The organism is Streptomyces sp. NPDC006435, from assembly GCF_040612315.1.
Lineage (GTDB): Bacteria > Actinomycetota > Actinomycetes > Streptomycetales > Streptomycetaceae > Streptomyces.
Window position 1 is genome coordinate 37,222 of sequence record NZ_JBEXPY010000010.1, and the last position, 17,294, is coordinate 54,515.

The 17,294-nt window shown below is 72.8% G+C and carries 13 protein-coding genes; 10 read left to right on the forward strand and 3 right to left on the reverse strand.

Annotation, left to right across the window (positions count from 1 at the left end):
- Positions 1-94 precede the first annotated feature (94 nt).
- The 5 genes from ABZZ04_RS13285 (at position 95) to sucD (ending at position 7,208) form a co-directional block, all read left to right on the forward strand.
- Entirely contained in the window at positions 95-1,207 is a 1,113-nt protein-coding gene (locus ABZZ04_RS13285; RefSeq protein ID WP_148838785.1) for an AAA family ATPase, read from the forward strand.
- Positions 1,204-3,678, forward strand: coding sequence for a DUF5682 family protein (locus ABZZ04_RS13290; RefSeq protein WP_356932310.1), 2,475 nt, complete (start codon positions 1,204-1,206; stop codon positions 3,676-3,678). Before ABZZ04_RS13285 ends, ABZZ04_RS13290 begins: the two co-directional genes overlap by 4 nt.
- Positions 3,675-4,889 carry a VWA domain-containing protein gene (locus ABZZ04_RS13295; protein WP_356932311.1) on the forward strand — a complete coding sequence of 405 codons (1,215 nt, stop codon included), beginning with the start codon at positions 3,675-3,677 and terminating at the stop codon, positions 4,887-4,889. The genes ABZZ04_RS13290 and ABZZ04_RS13295 overlap by 4 nt, the downstream gene beginning before the upstream one ends.
- Positions 4,890-5,120: 231 nt before the next feature.
- Positions 5,121-6,302, forward strand: a complete 1,182-nt coding sequence (gene sucC / locus ABZZ04_RS13300; RefSeq protein WP_356932312.1) for an ADP-forming succinate--CoA ligase subunit beta — start codon at positions 5,121-5,123, stop codon at positions 6,300-6,302.
- A gap of 21 nt (positions 6,303-6,323) precedes the next feature.
- Positions 6,324-7,208, forward strand: coding sequence for a succinate--CoA ligase subunit alpha (gene sucD, locus ABZZ04_RS13305; RefSeq protein WP_356932313.1), 885 nt, complete (start codon positions 6,324-6,326; stop codon positions 7,206-7,208).
- 107 nt (positions 7,209-7,315) lie between these two features.
- Here sucD and ABZZ04_RS13310 read toward each other — a convergent pair whose 3' ends face one another.
- Positions 7,316-8,902, reverse strand: coding sequence for a sigma factor-like helix-turn-helix DNA-binding protein (locus ABZZ04_RS13310; RefSeq protein WP_356932314.1), 1,587 nt, complete (start codon positions 8,900-8,902; stop codon positions 7,316-7,318).
- Positions 8,903-9,027: 125 nt separating this feature from the next.
- Here ABZZ04_RS13310 and ABZZ04_RS13315 point away from each other — a divergent pair, with 125 nt between their 5' ends.
- A complete protein-coding gene (locus ABZZ04_RS13315) occupies positions 9,028-10,728 on the forward strand; it encodes a DUF6350 family protein (protein WP_356932315.1) in 1,701 nt (566 codons plus the stop codon).
- Between the two features lie 283 nt (positions 10,729-11,011).
- Positions 11,012-11,839, forward strand: coding sequence for a hypothetical protein (locus tag ABZZ04_RS13320; RefSeq protein ID WP_356932316.1), 828 nt, complete (start codon positions 11,012-11,014; stop codon positions 11,837-11,839).
- Between the two features lie 74 nt (positions 11,840-11,913).
- Here ABZZ04_RS13320 and ABZZ04_RS13325 read toward each other — a convergent pair whose 3' ends face one another.
- On the reverse strand, positions 11,914-12,825 hold the full coding sequence (locus ABZZ04_RS13325) for a hypothetical protein (protein WP_356932317.1): 912 nt from the start codon (positions 12,823-12,825) through the stop codon (positions 11,914-11,916).
- A 307-nt stretch (positions 12,826-13,132) separates the two neighbouring features.
- Here ABZZ04_RS13325 and purN point away from each other — a divergent pair, with 307 nt between their 5' ends.
- Positions 13,133-13,789: a phosphoribosylglycinamide formyltransferase gene (gene purN / locus ABZZ04_RS13330; RefSeq protein ID WP_148838790.1), complete on the forward strand. Its 657-nt coding sequence runs from the start codon at positions 13,133-13,135 to the stop codon at positions 13,787-13,789.
- Positions 13,776-15,329: a bifunctional phosphoribosylaminoimidazolecarboxamide formyltransferase/IMP cyclohydrolase gene (gene purH, locus ABZZ04_RS13335; RefSeq protein ID WP_356932318.1), complete on the forward strand. Its 1,554-nt coding sequence runs from the start codon at positions 13,776-13,778 to the stop codon at positions 15,327-15,329. The genes purN and purH overlap by 14 nt, the downstream gene beginning before the upstream one ends.
- 124 nt (positions 15,330-15,453) lie before the next feature.
- Here purH and ABZZ04_RS13340 read toward each other — a convergent pair whose 3' ends face one another.
- The gene (locus ABZZ04_RS13340; RefSeq protein WP_356932319.1) at positions 15,454-16,176 is read right to left on the reverse strand and encodes an RDD family protein; all 723 of its coding nucleotides are present in this window, start codon (positions 16,174-16,176) and stop codon (positions 15,454-15,456) included.
- A 228-nt stretch (positions 16,177-16,404) separates the two neighbouring features.
- Between ABZZ04_RS13340 and ABZZ04_RS13345 the strand changes: the two genes are divergently transcribed.
- A complete protein-coding gene (locus ABZZ04_RS13345) occupies positions 16,405-17,268 on the forward strand; it encodes a bifunctional methylenetetrahydrofolate dehydrogenase/methenyltetrahydrofolate cyclohydrolase (protein WP_148838793.1) in 864 nt (287 codons plus the stop codon).
- The last annotated feature ends 26 nt before the right edge of the window (positions 17,269-17,294 follow it).

The following is a 17,294-nucleotide window of genomic DNA, read 5'->3' on the forward strand; positions in this document are numbered from 1 at the left end:
GGTGAATCGGCCTCCGACCTGCGGGCGGGGCCGATTGTCAGTGCCGTGGTGCACGGTGGGATCACATCAGGTCGACCGATCTGGAGGGGGATCCATGACCGTGCCCGAAACCACCGCCGCCACCGGCGCGCAGGCACTGCGCCCGCACGCCGAGGACGCCTTCGCCCACGAGCTGAAGGCCCTCGCCGCGGCCGACGACCGCCCGCGGCCCGCCCGTTGGCAGCTCTCGCCGTGGGCCGTCGCCACCTACCTGCTCGGCGGCACCCTGCCCGACGGCACGGTCATCACACCCAAGTACGTGGGCCCGCGCCGCCTCGTCGAGGTCGCGGTGACCACGCTCGCCACCGACCGGGCCCTCCTGCTCCTCGGCGTTCCCGGCACCGCCAAGACCTGGGTCTCGGAGCACCTCGCGGCGGCCGTCAGCGGTGATTCGACCCTGCTCGTCCAGGGCACGGCGGGCACCCCCGAGGAGGCCGTCCGCTACGGGTGGAACTACGCGCAGCTGCTCGCGCACGGCCCCAGCCGCGACGCACTGGTGCCCAGCCCGCTCATGCGCGCCATGTCCGGCGGCATGACCGCCCGCATCGAGGAACTGACCCGGATCCCCGCCGACGTCCAGGACTCGCTCATCACGATCCTGTCGGAGAAGACGCTCCCCGTCCCCGAACTGGGCCAGGAGGTCCAGGCGGTCCGCGGGTTCAACGTCATCGCCACCGCCAACGACCGCGACCGCGGGGTCAACGAACTGTCCAGCGCGCTGCGCCGCCGGTTCAACACCGTCGTGCTCCCGCTGCCGGCCACCCCCGACGCCGAGGTGGACATCGTGTCCCGGCGCGTCGACCAGATAGGGCGTTCCCTCGACCTCCCGGCCGCTCCCGACGGCATGGCCGAGATCCGGCGCGTCGTCACGGTCTTCCGCGAGCTGCGCGACGGCGTCACCACCGACGGCCGCACCAAGCTCAAGTCCCCCTCGGGGACGCTGTCGACGGCCGAGGCGATCTCCGTCGTCACCAACGGCCTGGCCCTGGCCGCGCACTTCGGCGACGGAGTGCTGCGCCCCGGCGACGTGGCGGCCGGCATCCTCGGCGCGGTCGTCCGCGACCCCGCGGCCGACCGGGTGGTCTGGCAGGAGTACCTGGAGACGGTGGTCCGGGAGCGGGACGGGTGGAAGGACTTCTACCGCGCCTGCCGCGAGGTATCCGCATGACCCGGGCCGAGCGCCCCGCGGGGCCGCTGCTGCTGGGGGTGCGGCACCACGGCCCCGGCTCGGCGCGGGCCGTCCGCGCCGCCCTGGACGCCGCACGCCCGGGGGCCGTGCTCGTCGAGGGGCCGCCGGAGGGCGACGCGCTGCTGCCGCTGGCCGCCGACGAGGGGATGCGGCCACCGGTCGCGCTCCTCGCACACGCCGTGGACGACCCCGGGCAGGCGGCGTTCTGGCCGCTGGCCGCGTTCTCGCCGGAATGGGTCGCGATCCGCTGGGCCCTCGAACACGACGTCCCGGTCCGCTTCATCGACCTGCCCGCGGCGCACTCCCTGGCCATGACACGAGCCGCGGAACAGGTGGCGGCCGACGGCGACGAGGGCGGGGGCGACGGTGACAGCGGCGACGGGACGGAGGGCGGGACCGCGCGGGCACCGGTCGATCCCGTCGCCGTGCTCGCCGGGGCGGCGGGCCACGACGACCCGGAGCGCTGGTGGGAGGACGTCGTCGAACACCGCGCCCAGGACGGCGGACCCGCCGACCCGCTGGCCCCCTTCGCCGTGCTCGCCGAGGCGATGACCGCCCTGCGCGAGGTGTACGGGGACGGCGGCCACCCGCGCGACACCGTCCGCGAGGCGTACATGCGCATCCAACTGCGCAAGGCCGTCAAGGAGTTCGGCGACGGCATCGCGGTCGTCTGCGGTGCCTGGCACGTCCCCGCCCTCGGCGCGGCGACCACGCTCACCGCCGACCGCGCCCTGCTCAAGGGGCTGCCCAAGGTCAGGACCGAGATGACCTGGGTGCCCTGGTCGCACCGCAGGCTCGCCCGGCACAGCGGATACGGGGCGGGCATCGACTCGCCCGGCTGGTACGGGCACCTCTTCGAGGCCGCCGACCGCCCGGTCGAGCGGTGGATGACCAAGGTCGCCGGACTCATGCGCGACGAGGACCGGTTCGTGTCCTCCGCCCACGTCATCGAGGCCGTCCGGCTCGCCGAAACCCTCGCCGCCCTGCGCGGCCGTCCGCTCGCCGGGCTGAGCGAGACGACCGACGCGATCAGGGCCGTGATGTGCGAGGGCTCCGACGTGCCGCTGGCCCTCGTCCGGGACCGGCTCGTCGTCGGCGAGACCCTCGGCGAGGTCCCGGACACCGCCCCCGCCGTCCCCCTGCAGCGCGACCTCACCCGCCGGCAGCGCACGCTCCGGCTCAAACCGGAGGCGCAGGAGCGGGAGCTGGAGCTCGACCTGCGCAAGGACAACGACGCGGCCCGCAGCCGGCTGCTCCACCGGCTGCGCGTCCTCGCCGTCGGCTGGGGCGAGCCCGTGGCCGGCCGGGCGAGCACCGGCACCTTCCGGGAGAGCTGGCTGCTGCGCTGGGAACCCGAGCTGTACGTACAGGTCGCCGAGGCCGGGACCTGGGGCACCACCGTGCTCTCCGCCGCGACGGCCAGGGCAGGGGCGCTGGCCGAGGCGGCCACCACGCTCGCCGAGGTCACGGCGCTCGCCGAGCAGTGCCTCCTCGCGGAGCTGCCCGGGGCCCTGCCCGTCGTGATGCGGGCCCTCGCCGACCGGGCCGCGCTCGACTCCGACGTCGGCCACCTCGCCGACGCCCTGCCCGCGCTGGCCCGCACCCTGCGCTACGGCGACGTGCGGTCCACGGACACGACGGCGCTCGGCGAGGTCGCGGCCGGGCTCGCCGAACGGATCCGGGTCGGGCTGCCGCCCGCCTGCACCGGGCTCGACGCCGACGGCGCCGAGGAGATGCGCCGCCGGGTGGACGGCGTGCACACCGCGATCGGACTGCTCTCCGGGACCGCGCGGGCGGTGGCGGACGCGGACGGGCTGCGCGAGCGCTGGGCGGCCGTACTGCACCGGCTCGCCGCCCGGGACACGGTCGCGGGGGTCGTCAGGGGCCGCGCCGCCCGGCTGCTGCTCGACGAGGGGCGGCTCGGGGAGGACGACGCGGCACGGCTGATGGGCCTGGCGCTCTCGCCCGGTACGCCCCCGGCCGACGCCGCCGCGTGGATCGAGGGGTTCGTCGGAGGAGCCGCCGGGGGAGGGATGCTGCTCGTCCACGACGAGCGGCTGCTGGGCCTGGTCGACGCCTGGCTCACCGGCGTCCCCGCCGACACCTTCGTCGACGTGCTGCCCCTGCTGCGCCGGACGTTCTCGGCGTACGAGGCGGGCGTACGGCGCACGCTGGGCGAGCTCGTGCGGCGCGGCCCGGCCGCGGGCGGCCCGGCGGCCGTCGGCGGTGCGACGGCACCCGGTTTCGGCCCCGTGCCGGACGGGGCCAGGGCCGACGCGGTGGAGCCGGTGCTGCGCCTCCTGCTCGGCCTGCCCGCCGCCCCGCACGCGGGCACCACCACGGGGGACGCGGGAACGGCGGAGACCGTCGAGAGCACCGAAAGTACCGAAAGCACCGAGCACGTCGAGAACGCCGAGCACGTCGAGGAACCGCTGGGGGCAACGGGATGACCACGCACACGGCCCGCACCACGCACACGGCCCGCACCACGGGTACGGCCGGGCCGGCGGACGGGGAGCGGCTGCGGCGGTGGCGGCTGGTGCTGGGCGGGGACAGCGCCGAGGGCACCGGTCACGCACTCACCGGGCGCGACGCCGCGATGGACGGTGCGCTGACCGCGCTGTACGGCGGGGGCAGGCCCGGCGACCGGGGCAGGGGCAGCCGCTCGGCCGGGCTCGGGGCCTCCGCGCCCTCCGTGGCCCGCTGGCTCGGCGACATCCGCACGTACTTCCCCAGCTCCGTCGTCCAGATCATGCAGCGCGACGCGATCGACCGGCTCGGTCTCTCCGCGCTGCTCCTCGAACCGGAGATGCTGGAGGCCGTCGAGGCGGACGTCCACCTCGTCGGGACGCTCCTCTCGCTCAACAAGGCCATGCCCGAGACGACGAAGGAGACCGCGAGGGCGGTGGTGCGCAAAGTCGTCGAGGACCTGGAGAAGCGGCTCGCCACCCGCACCCGGGCGACCCTCACCGGCGCGCTGGACCGTTCGACGAAGATCAGCCGGCCCCGTCACCGCGACATCGACTGGGACCGCACCATCCGGGCCAACCTCAAGAACTACCTCCCCGAGCACGGCACCGTCGTCCCCGAACGGCTCATCGGCCACGGACGGGCCGACCGGTCCGTGAAGAAGGACGTGATCCTCTGCATCGACCAGTCGGGGTCGATGGCCGCCTCCGTGGTCCACGCCTCCGTCTTCGGCGCGGTGCTCGCCTCCATGCGCACCCTGCGGACCAGGCTCGTGGTCTTCGACACTGCGGTGGTCGATCTCACCGACCAGCTCGACGACCCCGTCGACGTCCTCTTCGGCACCCAGCTCGGCGGCGGCACCGACATCAACCGGGCGCTCGCCCACTGCCAGTCGCACATCACCCGTCCGGCGGACACCGTCGTCGTTCTCATCAGCGACCTCTACGAGGGCGGCATACGCGACGAGATGCTGAAACGGGTCGCCGCGATGAAGGCGTCCGGTGTGCAGTTCGTGGCCCTGCTCGCGCTGTCCGACGAGGGCGCGCCCGCCTACGACCGCGAGCACGCGGCGGCGCTCGGCGCCCTGGGCGCACCGGCGTTCGCGTGCACCCCGGACCTGTTCCCCGAAGTGATGGCGGCGGCCATCGAGAAGCGGCCGCTCCCCGTGCCGGACAGGGAGCCGGACCGGTAGTCGCACCACGGCGACCCGGCCACCGGCGTGATCTGTGACCGTAATCACCGCTCCGTCGGTATCTGTGATTTAGGGTCCTGCGGGACGCGGGGATAACCTGCGAGATGGACATGCCGCGTACCGGGCTCACCGTGTGCGCCTTCCTGGTGACAGAGCAGTCACGTTTTGCCCCTCGCGGCACGCCCACGCAGAAAACCAACCGCGAGACCATTGATTAAGGGACGGACGCGCGTGGACCTGTTCGAGTACCAGGCGAGGGACCTCTTCGCCAAGCACGGTGTACCGGTGCTGGCCGGTGAAGTCATCGACACGCCTGAGGCAGCCCGCGAGGCGACCGAGCGGCTGGGCGGCAAGTCGGTCGTCAAGGCGCAGGTGAAGGTCGGCGGCCGTGGCAAGGCCGGTGGCGTCAAGCTGGCCGCCACCCCCGACGAGGCGGTTGCCCGCGCGACCGACATCCTCGGCATGGACATCAAGGGCCACACGGTCCACAAGGTGATGATCGCCGAGCTGTCTCCGGAGATCGAGGCGGAGTACTACGTCTCGTACCTCCTCGACCGCACCAACCGCACCTTCCTGGCCATGGCCTCGGTGCAGGGCGGCATGGACATCGAGGAGGTCGCGGAGAAGACCCCCGAGGCCCTCGCGAAGGTCCCGGTCAACGCCGTCGACGGCGTCACGATCGAGAAGGCCCGCGAGATCGTCGCCCAGGCCGCGTTCCCGGCGGAGGTGGCCGAGAAGGTCGCCGAGGTCCTGGTGACGCTCTGGGACACCTTCGTCGCCGAGGACGCCCTCCTCGTCGAGGTCAACCCGCTGGTCAAGACCAAGGACGGCCGCATCCTGGCCCTGGACGGCAAGGTCTCGCTCGACGAGAACGCCGACTTCCGCCAGCCCGAGCACGAGGCCCTCGAGGACAAGGCCGCGGCCAACCCCCTCGAGGCCGCGGCCAAGGCCAAGAACCTCAACTACGTCAAGCTCGACGGCGAGGTCGGCATCATCGGCAACGGTGCCGGTCTGGTCATGTCGACCCTGGACGTCGTCGCGTACGCCGGTGAGAACCACGGCAACGTGAAGCCCGCCAACTTCCTCGACATCGGTGGCGGCGCCTCCGCCGAGGTCATGGCGAACGGCCTGGAGATCATCCTCGGCGACACGGACGTCAAGTCCGTCTTCGTCAACGTCTTCGGTGGCATCACCGCCTGCGACGAGGTCGCCAACGGCATCGTCCAGGCGCTCGCACTCCTCGAGTCCAAGGGCGAGGAAGTCACCAAGCCGCTGGTCGTGCGCCTCGACGGCAACAACGCGGAGCTGGGTCGCAAGATCCTCTCCGACGCGAACCACCCGCTCGTTCAGCGTGTGGACACCATGGACGGCGCGGCCGACAAGGCCGCCGAGCTCGCCGCGGCTGCGAAGTAAGGGACGAGGGACTCCAACACCATGGCTATCTTCCTCACCAAGGACAGCAAGGTCATCGTCCAGGGGATGACCGGCGCCACCGGTATGAAGCACACCAAGCTCATGCTCGGTGACGGCACCAACATCGTCGGCGGCGTGAACCCGCGCAAGGCCGGTACGTCCGTCGACTTCGACGGCACCGAGGTACCCGTCTTCGGCTCCGTCGCGGAGGCGATGGAGAAGACCGGCGCGGACGTGTCCGTCCTCTTCGTGCCGCCGGCCTTCGCCAAGGCCGCCGTCGTCGAGGCGATCGACGCCGAGATCCCGCTCGCCGTCGTGATCACCGAGGGCATCGCCGTCCACGACTCGGCCGCCTTCTGGGCGTACGCGACGTCGAAGGGCAACAAGACCCGGATCATCGGTCCGAACTGCCCCGGCCTGATCACCCCCGGCCAGTCCAACGCCGGCATCATCCCGGGCGACATCACCAAGCCCGGCCGCATCGGTCTCGTGTCCAAGTCCGGCACGCTGACCTACCAGATGATGTACGAGCTCCGCGACATCGGCTTCTCGTCCGCCGTCGGCATCGGTGGCGACCCGGTCATCGGCACGACGCACATCGACGCCCTCGCGGCGTTCGAGGCCGACCCGGAGACCGACCTGATCGTGATGATCGGCGAGATCGGCGGCGACGCCGAGGAGCGTGCGGCCGACTTCATCAAGGCCAACGTCACCAAGCCGGTCGTCGGTTACGTCGCGGGCTTCACCGCTCCCGAGGGCAAGACCATGGGCCACGCGGGCGCCATCGTCTCCGGCTCCTCCGGCACCGCCCAGGCGAAGAAGGAGGCCCTCGAGGCCGCTGGCGTCAAGGTCGGCAAGACGCCGACCGAGACGGCCAAGCTGGCGCGCGAGATCCTCGGCGCCTGATCGCCCGATCGCATCGCGGCACCGCACGGACGGCGCGGGCCCGTACCCCGGTCAAGGGGTACGGGCCCGCGCCGTTCTGTCGGTTCCGTCCGGTCCGTACCGCCGGCTCAGTCGGCGCCGGGGACCAGCCGTGCCGGGCCCTGCACGAGTTCGCCGTGCAGCTTCTTCCGCAGCTTCAGGTCCTGCGGTGTCAGCTTCTCCGGACCGCCGTGCGGCGGCACCCCGTCGACCTGCCGGGCGGGTGACGCCGGGGCCTCGTACCGTGCCGTGGCCGTCGCCAGGGTGAACAGCGTCAGGCCGATGATCAGCACCGTGAAGGAGACGGCCGCCCTGGTCCACAGCTGGGCCTTGCGCTCGCTGCCCTCACGGACCATGGCGGGCGGAAGCAGCGAGCCGCAGGGCTGGGCCAGGGCGAGCGCGCCGAGCCGTTCGTGCAGGAGCGCCGCCCGGTCCGCGGACGCCTCGGTCCCGGACTGCCCGGAATCGGCCCCGGAATGCCCGGAGTCGGAGGCGGCATCGGTGCCGGGTTCCGTCGGCGCGGAGAGCCGCTCGGCGATCGCGGCGCGGGCGTTCATCAGCCGGCTCGCCGCCGCCGGGGTGCTCGCCTCCGTCTCCGCCGCCGTGTCCGGCAGGTCCAGGCCGACCCCGTCATGGAGCAGCAGGGTGCGCCGGTACGACGGCGGCAGTTCGAGCAGCGCGTCGAGCAGGGCCCGCGCACCGGGCTCGGCCTGCGGCGGGTCGGGGTGGCGGTGGGCGCGGCGCAGCCGGTGCCACGGCGACACGGCGTACTCGTACGCCGCGGCCCGTACCCAGCCCACCGGGTCCCGGTCCACCGCGACCTCGGGCCAGCGGTCCCAGGCCAGGGCGAAGGCCTGCGCGACGGACTCCCGGGCCAGGGCCCGGCGCCCGGTCAGCAGGAAGGCCTGCCGGAAGAGGGCCTCGGCGCAGTGCCGGTACAGGGCGTCGAACGCCTCGGCGGGGGAGGGCCCGTCGGCCCGGTCCTCGACCGTCCCGTTCTCCGGGGACGCGGAGGGCATCACGGGTGCCGAGGACGCCGCGGGGGCCGCGGGGGCCGCGGGTGCTGCGGGTGTCCTGGGCGCCGCGGGCGGTGCCGTGGGCGCGCGTTCGGCGACCGACGCGCGTTCGGTGGTGGACGTGCGTCTGGTGGTGGAGGTGCGTTTGGTGACCGACACGCGTTTGGCCGCGGGTGCGCGGCGGGTGGTGGGCGTGCCGGGCGGATCGGGGGTGATGCCGGGCTCGGTCGGGGCCATGGCGGTGCTCCCGGTGGCTTCGACGGGGTTCGGCGGACGGGACGACGGCTGCGCGGACGGCCCCGGCTTCGTGGACACCACCGGTTTGGCCAGTCTCGCGACCGTCGTCGGCGACGTCGGCCGGGCGGCCCGTTTGGCGGCGGCCTTCGGCCGGGTGTTCGCGGCGGCCGTCTTCGTCCGTGAGTTCGGAGGCGGGGCCTGCGGGCCCGTCCTGCCTCCGTCGATCAGCCTGGCGTATGCCTCGCGCTTCCGCCCCCGGGGAGAACTGCGTCCCGTCTCCCAGGACCGGACCGTGGCCCGGGTGACGCCCACGGCCGTCGCCACCTGCTCCTCACTCAGTGACTTCGCCTCGCGCAGTCTGCGTCGCTCCTTGGGGGAGGGGAGTGGATGGGCGGCGGCCGGGTCGGCCGGACTACGCGTCATGTAGAACCCCCGTTGGAGCGACACCGGGTGAAAAAGAACATAAACGTATATTGAGCGACACAGCGGCCGTTCGCCTGTTACACGAAATAAGAGCGTGTCGTTGGGAGCATTGCGGTGTGACCCGAATGACCGAACGCAGTCCGTCGTCGTCGGCGGAGTCCAACCGGTCCGCCGCACCGCTCTTCGCCCTCCTGCGCGGAGCGATCGCGGCCGGGCTGGGACTGGGCTCGCTGACCGTGCTCGTCCTGGTGCTGTGGATCTGTTCCCCGGACCCCGACAGCAGCCCCGGCGGCGCCCTCCACACGGCGGCCGGGCTCTGGCTGCTCGCGCACGGCGCCGAGCTGATCAGGACCGACACGCTCAGCGGGGTCCCTGCTCCGGTCGGCCTCGTTCCGCTGCTGCTCGGGGTGGTGCCGGTGTGGCTCGTGCACCGGGCGGTCCGGGACGCGCTGGCGGACGAGGAGCGCCCGGTGTCCTCGACGACGCTCGCCTTCCTCATGGTCGTCGGCGGGTACCTGCTGGTGGGGGCGGCCGTCGCGGTCTACGCGCGGGGCGGCGGCACGCTGTCCGTGCGCCCGATGTCGCTGCTCCTCCCCTCGGCCGTCGTAGTGACGGGCGCCGCGGCGGCCGGGGTCTGGACGGCGGCCGGACGCCCGGTCGGACCGCCGCCGTCCTGGGCGCCGGTGCGGCTGCACGAGGCGCTGGCGCGCGACCGGTTCGGGGAACGGGTGAGGACGGCATGCCGCTCGGCCGCGGCCGGGACGGCGGCGCTGCTCGGCGGCGGTGCGCTGCTCGTCGCGGTGGCGCTGATCCGGCACTCGGAGTCCGCACAGCAGTCGTTCGTCCGGCTCTCGGACGACGGGGCGGGGCAGGTCGCGGTCCTGCTGCTCGCGCTGGTGCTGGTGCCGAACGCGGCGGTCTGGGCCGCGGCGTACGGGCTCGGGCCGGGCTTCGCGCTCGGTACGGCGTCCACGGTCACCCCGTTCGCCTTCTCGGGGAGCCCGGCGCTGCCCGCCTTCCCGCTGCTCGCCGCGGTACCGGCCGAGGGCCCCGGCACGGCCCCGAACTGGGCGGCCGGGGCGGTGCCGGTCGCGGCGGGGGTGACGATCGCCTGGTTCACGGTGCGCCGGGCCGCGCCCGCGCACGCGGCGCGGGAGGAGGCGTGGAGCCTGCGGGAGACCGCGCTGACGGCCGCCCTGGGTGCGGTGGGGTGCGGGGTCGGCGCGGCGGTGCTGGCGGCTGCGTCGGGAGGGCCGCTCGGGACCCGGACCCTGGCGGAGTTCGGGCCGGTGTGGTGGATGACGGGGGCGGCGGCCCTGGCATGGGCGATGCTCGTCGGCGTTCCGGGAGCGCTGCTGCTGAGGACCTGGCGGCTGCGGGAGCACGACGAGGGCGAGGACGGGGCCGGGGAGGGGGCCGGGGAACAGCCGGCCCGGGAGCGGCGGGAGCGGCAGGAGCAGCAGGAAGAGGACGGCTTGGGGTGGCGGTGGTGGCCGTGGCGCGGCCGTCGGGGTGACGGCGGGGCGGCCGGGGCCGAGCCGCCCGTACCGGATGCCGTGTCCGTGGCCGCCCCGGCTCCCGCACCGAAGTCGAAGTCGAACGCCGGTGTCGGTGCCGGTGGTACCGGTGGGGCGGCTGTGTCCGCGCCCGCCCCCGCGCCCGCCCCCGCACCCGCCGCCTCCGCCCGGGTGCCGGGCCCGGCCGTCGCGCCCGGACCGGGCGAGGACGAGGACGACGGCTTCGAACCGTACGACTTCCTGCCGACCGACCCGTGGCACGAGCGGACGGCCCGGCCGGGAGAGGGCGGACCGTCCGGAAACCCGTGAACGAGCGGCCCCACCGCGCGGGGGACCGGCCGGATCGGGCTTCCCGAAGCACGCTCGCGGCGTGGCCACGGGTCCGGGAAGCCTGTCGTCCGCCACGGGGCGACAGCCCAACTCGCCCTGATCCGCCAGTTCTTGTGGCCGCATCCGGGACACGGCCCGGGGCGTCCGTTCACGCGAGTGAAGTTCTTGGGTCCTGCCGACTCCAGGGGAGTGGCTTTCTGGTTCGTCCCGGGGCTGTCGGGCATTCATGGCCTCCGACAGCAACAGCACCCAGGAGGACGAAGTGAAGTGGAACAGGATGCCTGTGATGGTGGCGGTCGCCGCCCTGACCCTCACCGCGGGAATGGCCGATGCCGTCGGCCGGACAAGCGGTGCGCCCGCCTCCGGCCCCGGGGTCGCGGCCCCCACGGACCACACCGGGAGCCAGGGCGCCGAGGTGATCGTGCCGGCAGGTCAGGCCAGAACGGCCGTCGCGTCGTGCCCAGCCGGCCGTGAACCAAGCGGCGGCGGCGGGGTGAGATCCGGCAAAGGGCTCTTCCTGACCGGCTCCGCACCCCGAGGCAACGCGTGGGAAGTCGAGTTCAGCAACAAATCGGGCGTGGAGCGGCGGGGTGCGGCCTTCGTCGTCTGCACGGCCCAGTCCCACACGCGCGTGGCCGACACCCCCCTGACGGTCCCCGCCCACTCGCAGAGCGTCAGCAGCTTCATCCGCTGCCCCGGCAGCCAGGTACCCACCGGCGGAGGGTGGGAGGCGACCGGCACCGACGTCGTCGGCCTGCGGTTCTCCGGCGCGACCCAGTCGTACAACGTAGTGGTGTTCAACGACTCGAACGCGGTGCAGAACTTCAACGCGGTCGCCCTGTGCTCGGCGGTCGCCCATGAGCCCCGCCTCGGCGCCCAGATCACCGTCCAGCCCGGCGACGAGGCGGTTGCGACGGCCAATTGCGACCCCGGCCAAGTCGCCAGCGGTGGTGGCTCCTTCCCCAGTGGCCAGGCATTCATCGGGGCCTCCCGCGCACTCGCCGACGGCACCGGATGGCAGATCACCGCCGAGAACACGACGGGCACGGCCCAGAAGGTCACCGCAGAGGCGCTCTGCACGTCGTCGTGAACGCATCTCCGTGCGACGGTGCCCGCCGACCGGGCACCGTCGCACGGATCTTCCGATGCGATCGGCCGAGGCGACTAGTTCTTCACGCCGAAGAACGGCTCCAGCGGCTTCGGCAGCTGGTCGTTGCAGGCCAGCTGGGCGGACTTGGTCAGGGCGTCGTTCACGCAGGTGTAGTAGTCGCGGTAGACCAGCTGCACCGTGAACGTCGTCGCGACGATCGAGAGCGCGATCAGCGCCGTCACCAGGCCGCTGATCGCGGCCGTGGTCTGCTGCCTGCCGCCGCCCTGGGCCGCCGGGGCACCGGGGGCGCCGGTCGCTGCCGCCGGGACGTGTCCGGAGCCGGAGCCCTGGAGCGGCCCGCCGGCCGGGGCGCCCGGGGCCGGGACGGAGCCTGCCCGGCCGGTGGCCGACCCGGTGGCCGCGTCCGGCTTGGACCGGAGCGAGCTGATCGACCAGTACACGGCGAGCGCGCCGAGCAGCAGGGCGATCTCCGGGAAGTCGAAGATCGCGAAGAAGAAGGCCCACATGCCGCAGAGCAGCGAGTAGCGGGCCCGGCGCTGGGCGGGGTCGGTCGGGTCCCAGCGCAGGCCGCCGGGGTTGCCCTCGGACCCGCCCTGGCCGTTCGGCCCGCCCTGGCCCCCGGGACGCCCGCCGAAGCCGCCGCCCTGGCGGCCCGGCTGCCGGCTGCTCCACCGGCTGCCCCGGCCCGACCGGTCGTCGGAGGAGCCGTCCCCGGACGACCCCTCGCCGTTCCCGCCGCCGTTGCCGGTGTTCGAGGGGAGGCGGGGCTGCCAGGGCTGGTCGGGCCGGTTCTCGGGCGGTGCGGCGAACGGGTTGTCGTTCGCGGGGCCGGGCGTCCCGGCGGACCCCGGGGTGCCGGAGGAAGAGGAGGAGGAGTCCGTGGAGGACTGGCCCTCCCGCATCAGCAGTGAGGTCCGCCCGGGCGACGGGCGGCGGAAGGCGGTGCTGCGGCGTGGGTCCGGCATGTGGTGAACGTCTTCCCCATCTCGTCATTTCCGCCCTGTGGACGGATCGCTGTCCCCTGACGCTACCTCCCGGCCAGGAGCCGCCGAAAGCGGGGAGCGGAGCGCGGACGGCCGATATCCGTCACCCGGACGCGCACCGCGGGTCCGGGGGCCCGCGACCCCGTCCCGTGGGGGTTCCCCGCGGTGCCGGTATCGTTGCTGGCGGTCGACTTGTTCGTAGAGTTCCCCGTATCGAGGGGCTCGGTTCTTTCGTACGACCATACAAATCAGCACCGCTCTGCTTCATCACGCGAGAAAGGGCCCAGCCGTGGCCTCCCCGCCCCCCTCCGCCGCCCCGGCACGTCTGGTCGTACTGGTCTCCGGCTCGGGCACGAACCTCCAGGCGCTGCTCGACGCCATCGGCGACGACCCCGAGGGCTTCGGCGCGCAGGTCGTCGCGGTCGGCGCCGACCGCTCCGGCATCGCCGGTCTCGAACGGGCGGAGCGCGCCGGACTGCCGACCTTCGTGTGCCGGGTCAAGGACCACGCCACCCGCGAGGAGTGGGACGCGGCGCTCGCGGCCGCGACCGCCGAGCACCGCCCGGACCTCGTGGTGTCCGCGGGATTCATGAAGATCGTGGGCAAGGAGTTCCTCGCCCGGTTCGGCGGCCGGTTCGTCAACACCCACCCCGCCCTGCTCCCCAGCTTTCCCGGTGCCCACGGGGTGCGCGACGCCCTCGCGTACGGCGTGAAGGTCACCGGGTGCACCGTCCACTTCGTCGACGACGGCGTCGACACCGGCCCGATCATCGCGCAGGGCGTGGTCGAGGTGACCGAAGAGGACACGGCGGAGGGCGAAGAGGCCCTCCACGAACGCATCAAACAAGTCGAGCGCAAGCTGCTCGTCGAGGCCGTCGGCCGGCTCGCCCGCGACGGCTATCGCATTGAGGGACGAAAGGTTCATCTCGGTCATGTCGGTGAATAAGCCCATCCGCCGCGCCCTGGTCAGTGTCTACGACAAGACGGGGCTCGAAGACCTCGCCCGCGGTCTGCACGAGGCGGGTGTCGAGCTGGTCTCCACCGGCTCCACCGCCGGAAGGATCGCCGCCGCCGGAGTCCCGGTCACCAAGGTCGAGGAGCTCACCGGCTTCCCCGAGTGCCTCGACGGCCGCGTGAAGACGCTGCACCCGCGCGTCCACGCCGGCATCCTCGCGGACCTGCGCCTGGACGCCCACCGCGAGCAGCTCGCCGAGCTGGGCGTGGAGCCGTTCGACCTGGTGGTCGTCAACCTCTACCCGTTCAAGGAGACCGTCGCCTCCGGCGCCTCCGCCGACGAGTGCGTGGAGCAGATCGACATCGGCGGCCCGTCCATGGTCCGCGCCGCCGCCAAGAACCACCCGTCCGTGGCGGTCGTGACCAGCCCCGGGCGCTACGCCGACGTCCTCGCGGCCGTCAGGGCGGGCGGTTTCGACCTGACCGCCCGCAAGCGGCTGGCCGCCGAGGCGTTCCAGCACACCGCCGCGTACGACGTCGCCGTGGCGTCCTGGTTCGCGGACGACTACGCCGCCGCCGACGACTCGGGCTTCCCCGACTTCTTCGGCACGACGTACGAGCGCAGCAACGTCCTGCGGTACGGGGAGAACCCGCACCAGCCCGCCGCGCTCTACACCACCGGCGCCGGCGGCCTGGCCGGGGCCGAGCAGCTGCACGGCAAGGAGATGTCGTACAACAACTACACGGACACCGACGCCGCGCGCCGGGCCGCGTACGACCACGCCGAGCCGTGCGTCGCGATCATCAAGCACGCCAACCCGTGCGGCATCGCGATCGCCGACGACGTCGCCGAGGCCCACCGCAAGGCCCACGCCTGCGACCCGCTCTCCGCCTTCGGCGGCGTCATCGCCGTCAACCGCCCGGTGACCGTCGCGATGGCCGAGCAGGTCGCGGAGATCTTCACCGAGGTCATCGTCGCCCCGGCGTACGAGGACGGCGCCGTCGAGGTGCTGGCCCGCAAGAAGAACATCCGCGTGCTGCGCTGCCCCGACGCCCCGACCGCCGAGGTCGAGGTCAAGCCGATCGACGGTGGTGCGCTGCTCCAGGTCACCGACCGCCTCCAGGCCGACGGCGACGACCCGGCCAACTGGACCCTCGCCACCGGTGAGGCCCTGACCGCCGACGAGCTGAAGGAGCTCGCCTTCGCGTGGAAGGCGTGCCGCGCGGTCAAGTCCAACGCGATCCTGCTCGCCAAGGACGGCGCCTCGGTCGGCGTCGGCATGGGCCAGGTCAACCGCGTCGACTCCGCGAAGCTGGCCGTCGAGCGGGCCGGCGAGGAGCGCGCCCGCGGTTCGTACGCCGCCTCCGACGCGTTCTTCCCGTTCCCGGACGGGCTGGAGATCCTGACCGCGGCCGGTGTGAAGGCAGTTGCCCAGCCGGGCGGTTCGGTCCGTGACGAACTGGTCGTCGAGGCCGCGAAGAAGGCCGGCGTGACGATGTACTTCACGGGCACGCGCCACTTCTTCCACTGATTTCGCCGACGGTTCACAACACCGTTCCGCGACATCGATGCACAACACTGACGCACAACACGAAGGGCCGGAACTCCGGGAGGAGTTCCGGCCCTTCGTGTTGTGGAACGGAAAAGGCGTCGCGTTACTTCTTGACGACGATGGTTCCGGCGGCGCGGTCGTGCCAGCCCTGGAGCTTGCCGGAGTTGTCGAAGAACGGCGACAGGTAGACCAGGATGGCGCCGATGTAGCAGAGGAACGCACCGACGATCGGGATGATCCAGCGGATGAAGCCGCCGCCGAGGCCCGGGTTCTGACCGGTGTTCTCCTTGACGACCTTCAGGCCGAGGGCCATCTTGCCGAGGGTCGCGCCGGCCAGCGCGATCATCAGCCACTCGTAGAGCAGCGTGATCAGACCGAAGAGGGCGATCATGCCGAGCATGGTGACGATGATGCCGCTGCTCGCCTCGTTGACACAGGACTGGTAGCCCGGGTCCAGGGCGGAACCGCAGTCGTCGGCGCTCTCCGCGAGACCCAGGGCACCGGCCACGCCGACCGCGGTGAGGATGCCGTAGAGGACACCGATGATCAGGCCGTCGAGGAGGCGCGCGCCGAAGCGGCGGCCCATCGAGGCGACCTGGACCGTGCCGAGGACCGGGACGTTGATGTAGCCGTTGTTGGCCTGGAGCGTGCCCGGGGCCTGGGGCGGGTAGCCGTAACCCGGCTGGCCCTGCGGCGGCTGCTGCGGGTAGCCGTAACCCGGCTGACCCTGCGGGGGCTGCTGCGGGTAGCCGTAGCCGGGCTGGCCCTGCGGGGGCTGCTGGCCGTACGGATTGTTCGGGTCCGGGTTCGGGGCGCCGAAACTCATGTGGGCGTTCCTCCAACGTGCATGCGGGGACGATGCGGCCGCACGGAGGAAAGAAGAGTTCAGTGGTCCGCCCCCCGGGTACTACTGCGGCACTGCGGTGTTAATCGTTATAAATGAAAAGTAAGTTTGTCCAGTCGCGGCCGGTGGATGTTGCCCAAGTGCAACATCGTGGCCGCTCACGGCACCTGGAATTGGTATGGGGGCGGGGTCATCCGCGAGTATGGGGACATGACTGCCCAGATTCTCGATGGCAAGGCCACCGCAGCCGCGATCAAGTCCGATCTCACCGTCCGCGTGGCGGCCCTCAAGGAACGGGGCATCACCCCCGGCCTGGGAACCCTGCTGGTCGGGGACGACCCGGGCAGCCGCTGGTACGTGAACGGCAAGCACCGCGACTGCGCGCAGGTCGGCATCGGCTCCATTCAGCGTGAACTCCCCGACACCGCCACCCAGGAGGAGATCGAGGCGGTCGTGCGGGAGCTCAACGAGAACCCCGACTGCACGGGTTACATCGTGCAGCTCCCCCTGCCCAAGGGGATCGACACCAACCGCGTCCTGGAGCTGATGGACCCGGCCAAGGACGCCGACGGCCTGCACCCGATGAACCTCGGCCGCCTGGTGCTCAACGAGACGGGCCCGCTGCCCTGCACCCCGCAGGGCGTCGTCCAGCTGCTCCGTCACCACGGCGTGGAGATCAACGGGGCGAACGTCGTGGTCGTGGGCCGGGGCGTCACGATCGGCCGCCCGATGCCGCTGCTGCTGACCCGCAGGTCCGAGAACGCCACCGTCACCCAGTGCCACACCGGCACGCGTGACCTCTCCGCCCACCTCAAGCAGGCCGACATCATCGTCGCCGCCGCCGGTGTGCCGCACATCATCAAGCCCGAGGACGTGAAGCCGGGCGCCGCCGTGCTCGACGTCGGCGTCAGCCGGGACGAGAACGGCAAGATCGTCGGGGACGTCCACCCGGGCGTGGCCGAGGTCGCCGCCTGGATCTCCCCGAACCCGGGCGGTGTCGGCCCGATGACCCGCGCGCAGCTGCTCGTCAACGTGGTCGAGGCGGCCGAGCGCAACGCGGCCGCCGCCGTCTGAGCCGGCCGACCCGAATCCGGAAGGAA